1 protein-coding gene and 1 pseudogene are annotated in these 1,963 nt (G+C 48.9%); both read left to right on the top strand.

Translation table 11 applies throughout. From position 1 onward, the window contains the following. Positions 1–1,618: pseudogene (locus tag IEY34_RS36070) on the top strand (DUF5704 domain-containing protein); the annotation flags it as partial. A gap of 45 nt (positions 1,619–1,663) precedes the next feature. Continuing rightward, on the top strand, positions 1,664–1,963 hold a 300-nt coding region (locus IEY34_RS36075; RefSeq protein WP_189021100.1), incomplete at its 3' end, for a hypothetical protein.

Here is a 1,963-nt window from a genome sequence, read left to right on the forward strand (position 1 = left end):
TCAGAATCTAGTAAGCAATGCCTTGGCGAACAAACCGAACACATCAAGTTCGGGGACCATTTATTATGATCTTTTGCCAGAGAATGTGAATGGTGGGGCAAGCACATCCTACCCGATCAACGGCATCAACACCGTAACCGTCCATACACCCGTCGTCAATTACTCGGACATACCGGACATCAACCGGCCCTTCGACCAGAGTATGAACCCGGATTACAGCAAAACGGTTCTTGTCCTAGGCCGGCCGTTCCGTGTGGACTTCGACGAAAAAGGACAGCATTTAAATTACTTAGGCTATGGCAACAACGATTACATGAAATACACGGCTTCTAAGCGTGTGACGTTTCCCTTCGGTGTGTTTGACTCTACAGGAGCTTACCATCAGGAAAATACCTGGATCTATATCGATGTAGGGACACCGTCCGCCACGTATCTTATTCCGGAATGGATTGATGAAGGCACGTATCATATCACACTCGAAGCCTGGGCGATTAATACCCAAGCAGCGACCTGCCAGACCAACCTGAACGGAGACTTAATCAATTACTGCGCGACAAAGGGGATCGATGTCAACGTGGTGGGGCGCGTTTCCGATTTTCGGATAGGAGATATCGGTGATTTGCGGTACGAGTCCGTGTTTAGAACGGCACCCGGCTCACTGAATCATACAACGAATGCTTATTATTCAGGTGGACGTGATAAAGATGGCGTGCCAACGAATATGTTTGGACAAAACGCATGGCTCATGCCGATACGCCTAGGCTCCTATCCTGGACAAGTCGCCACTGTGCCCCATAACGGCTACTCGTTCCAGTTTGATTTCAAAACGATCGGCAACTACTGGGATAAAGGGGAAGGGATGCGGATTGATCCTACCTTTTGGTTTGTACCGCGCAGCGGCGGTAGTAGCGTGCCTGTAGATCTCTATTATGATGTTTCCGGTGCCAGCAATAAGATGATTCGCGTCGGTTCTGTGGTAGACAAGCAGATCTATTCCCGCGTCTACCTGCTGCCGGATCCGCTAAGGAATATCAGTGACACGGATATCCAAAACGCCGCGAGCTACGAGTATACGAATATCTTAACTTCAAGTCAGCAGTCGCAAACGCCGTGGTCCAAGTTTTACACCCAGTTCTTGAGCCGCAAAATTACGACAGCTACGGGTTATGACATTGAAATTCTGCCGTACAAATCGCGGACGATTGTGGGCCCGCCAAGAGTAGTGCCACCTGTAGTCGATCCGACCGTTGCCCTTCGCAGCGTGCAGCATTGGTATGGTGAATATAATCTCCCGATCGCGCCGCACATTTTGCCGAAAGGGACGGATGTTCTAGCGCTTGCTAATCGCTACGGAGGCTCTTTGGACGGGCATGAATCGGAGTTTCTCACGAAGGGCTATATCGTGGTTAACTTTGGCATTTATGCGCTCAAGCATAACGATCAAGAAACTAGAATTCTAGGCTATAATTCTCCGAATGCCAACATGTGGGCGATTGAAGGGCAGATCGCATCGGACCAGGACTATCTGGGACATACCTTTCAGTTCCGTTCGGGTGATATTATCTTGTTTGAATCGGACTTTTCGGTTCGTAATGATTTTCAAGGCCAAGGTCATTAGAACACGAGGGAGGATAGGTCCCCTTCCAAAGGAGGTCAGGCGTATATGGCATCGGATCAGGTACTCTTTAATGAAGACCGCATGCGGAAGCTAATGAAGGATATCCAAGACATCGAAGATCATGCCAACTATCTGCGCAATGCGACGAATGGATTTGTGAATCAGCTGGATGGTCAGCTGCTGTCGCAGATCGGTTCGGATACCGCGCAAGTGCAAGCATTAATCAATAAACTGACCAGCAAAGCCGAGGGCATGAGTGGATTTTTGGACTTTACGATAAAAAAGGTCAAGGAAACCGAACAAGCCAACATCAAGGATGCCCAGGCATTAAAACAAGCAACCTCG

The sequence above is a fragment of the Paenibacillus marchantiophytorum genome (assembly GCF_014640555.1).
Taxonomy (GTDB): Bacteria; Bacillota; Bacilli; order Paenibacillales; family NBRC-103111; genus Paenibacillus_E; species Paenibacillus_E marchantiophytorum.